Origin of the sequence: Aeromonas sp. QDB23 (assembly GCF_027707745.1) — a bacterium.
GTDB classification, from domain to species: Bacteria; Pseudomonadota; Gammaproteobacteria; order Enterobacterales; family Aeromonadaceae; genus Aeromonas; species Aeromonas allosaccharophila.
The window spans coordinates 1-2,840 of the sequence record NZ_JAPCJA010000125.1 but is presented as its reverse complement, the minus strand read 5'-3'; the positions used below and the strand labels follow the sequence as shown (position 1 = coordinate 2,840).

Below are 2,840 nucleotides of genomic sequence, written 5' to 3'. Positions count from 1 at the left end.
GATTGGATCGGACATACTGAGTACAGTGAAACCAGAATAGAGCAATTAGATCACATCTTTAATCTGATTGGTATTACACCACGCCCTGAGTGCGCAGATAATCCTCGTAGGTACCGCCGAAGTCGCGGATACCGTCTTCGCTCAGCTCCAGGATGCGGGTCGCCAGGGAGGAGACGAACTCACGGTCGTGGGAGACGAAGATCAGGGTGCCCTTGTACATCTCGAGGGCCAGGTTCAAGGATTCGATAGATTCCATGTCCAGGTGGTTGGTCGGTTCATCCATGATCAGGATGTTGGGGCGCTGCATCATCAGCTTGCCGAACAGCATGCGGCCCTGTTCACCACCGGAGAGTACCTTGACCGGCTTTTTGATATCGTCCTGAGTGAACAGCAGACGACCGAGGATAGAGCGAACCGCCTGCTCATCTTCGTTCTCCTGTTTCCACTGGGCCATCCAGTCAAACACATTGAGATCGGTGTTGAAGTCTTCGGCGTGATCCTGGGCGTAGTAGCCGATTTGGGCATTCTCGGACCACTTGATGGTGCCGGTATCCGGCGCCAACTCTCCGACCAGGGTCTTGATCAGGGTCGATTTACCGATACCGTTGGTACCCAGAATGGCGACCTTCTCGCCCACTTCCAGCATCATGTTGAGGCCCTTGAACAGGGGCGCCTCGCCGTAGCCTTTGGATACACCTTCGATTTCCAGGATGTTGCGGTAGAGCTTCTTCTCCTGCTCGAAGCGGATGAAGGGGTTCTGACGGCTGGAGACCTTCACTTCCTCAATCTTGATCTTGTCGATCTGCTTGAGGCGGGAGGTGGCCTGGCTGGACTTGGATGCGTTGGCACTGAAACGGGAGACGAAGGATTGCAGATCGGCGATCTGGGCCTTCTTCTTGGCGTTGTCGGCCAGCAGACGCTCGCGCGCCTGGGTGGCGGCCAGCATGTAGTCATCGTAGTTGCCCGGATAGACGCGCAGCTCGCCGTAGTCCAGATCCGCCATGTGGGTACAGACAGAGTTCAGGAAGTGACGGTCGTGAGAGATGATGATCATGGTACTTTCACGATCGTTGAGCACCTGCTCCAGCCAGCGGATGGTGTTGATATCCAGGTTGTTGGTCGGTTCGTCCAGCAGCAGGATGTCAGGGTTGGAGAACAGCGCCTGTGCCAGCAGCACCCGCAGTTTCCAGCCTGGGGCCACTTCACTCATCGGGCCGTTGTGCTGTTCGATGGGAATACCGGCACCCAGCAGCAACTGACCGGCACGCGCTTCGGCGGTGTAGCCGTCATATTCAGCGACCAGCCCTTCCAGCTCGGCAGCCTTCATGTAGTCGTCATCGGTCGCTTCGAGGTTGGCGTAGATGGCATCGCGCTCGGCAATGGCCGCCCACAGCTCGGTGTGACCCATCATGACCACGTCCAGGACACGGGTATCTTCGTAGGCGAACTGATCCTGGCGCAGCTTACCGATGCGTTCATTGACGTCCAGGCTCACATTACCGCCGCTGGGCTCAAGATCGCCGCCGAGGATCTTCATAAAGGTGGACTTGCCACAGCCGTTGGCGCCAATAAGGCCATAGCGGTTGCCGCCGCCAAACTTGACGTTGATGTTCTCGAACAGCGGCTTGGCGCCGAATTGCATGGTGATGTTATTGCTGCTAAGCATAGTGTGTAAAAAAATTCCTTAATTATCAGCGCATTGCTGCACTGGTTGAAAATGCTGGGGCGCTATTGGGGCAAATGCCCATTTTTTTGCATCGAACTCCAGATAGAATCGACTTCACTTCGGCTGGCCGATTCGATCCATTTTCCATAGACCTCTTGCAACATTCTTGCAGAGTTGTGACCCATCTGTTCAGCTATGAACGCAAGGTTTCCGTGAGCGGTGATGTTCCAACTGGCATAAGTATGCCTAAGTTGATAGGCCCGGCGATAACGAACCCCAGATTTATTGATTGCAGCTCTCCATGGGGACACCATGAAAACACCAGAGTAAAAAGGTGGCCTATCCGGCACAACTTTGGTTGGTCGGAAGACAGGGCGCAATGTTTGGCGCACGATCATGCCACCTGGTAGGTGCATGTCAATCTCTGCGTCCAAAAGTGCCCCAGTTATCTTGAATTGATCCTGCAGAGCATTCAGGGCTGGCGGCATAAGGTGAACGGTTCTTGTTCGGTTTGTCTTCGGCAGCTTGAACTGCATTTTTTGCTGAGTCAGGTTTCTCTGCACATGCATAACCCGATTCTCGAAATCAATATCACCCCAACTGAGAGCTCTCAGCTCACCCGGGCGGATCCCTGTGTAGGCGAGGGTCAGTAGCATGTTCTTGAACTGTTTGTTGGTTGTAACCTCGATCAGCCTTTGGAACTCCCAATGCTCGAAAGGATCCGCGCTCTTTTCGGTGTTCAGCCGAGCAGCTGCAACGCGCACGTCAAACTCTCGCTCTACCAGTTCATTCCGCGCTGCCCAGCCAAGCAGGTTCCCTGCATGGGCAAGATAGGTTCTTACCGTTCTTGGCTTGCAGTCAGTGAGCAAGTGGTTACGCAGTCTTTCAATGTGCATGGGCAGCAAATCAGCTATTGGCATATCGCTGCCGAGAAACTCGGTCATTCTTTTGAACGCGCTGCGATATGAGCGCTTTGTCGATAAACCAACAGTTGGGCCTGCACTCTCAACGAACGCGGCAGCGGCCTCAGCAAGCGTCATCCGGGTTGTTGTGCGCATGCCAAGGCGGGCAAGTACCTTCGAGTTGGGGAAGTGCTTCGCGAATTCAACTTCGAAGTGCGACACTCGCCTATGCCGCCTGACGGTACTCTTCGAATACCTTGACAGGCTGCCTG

The 2,840-nt window shown here is 54.6% G+C and carries 2 protein-coding genes; both read right to left on the bottom strand.

All coding sequences use genetic code 11. The annotated features are described in order from the left end of the window. Positions 1 to 73: 73 nt before the first annotated feature. Positions 74 to 1,666 carry an ABC-F family ATPase gene (locus tag PG888_RS22655; protein ID WP_033137261.1) on the bottom strand — a complete coding sequence of 531 codons (1,593 nt, stop codon included), beginning with the start codon at positions 1,664 to 1,666 and terminating at the stop codon, positions 74 to 76. Positions 1,667 to 1,728: 62 nt separating this feature from the next. Then, on the bottom strand, positions 1,729 to 2,840 hold a 1,112-nt coding region (locus tag PG888_RS22650), incomplete at its 5' end, for a tyrosine-type recombinase/integrase (protein ID WP_270693315.1).

Excerpts from the sequence above, each read along its gene's own strand:
- PG888_RS22655 (WP_033137261.1), bottom strand. The coding sequence starts at position 1,666 with ATGCTTAGCAGCAATAACATCACCATGCAATTCGGCGCCAAGCCGCTG.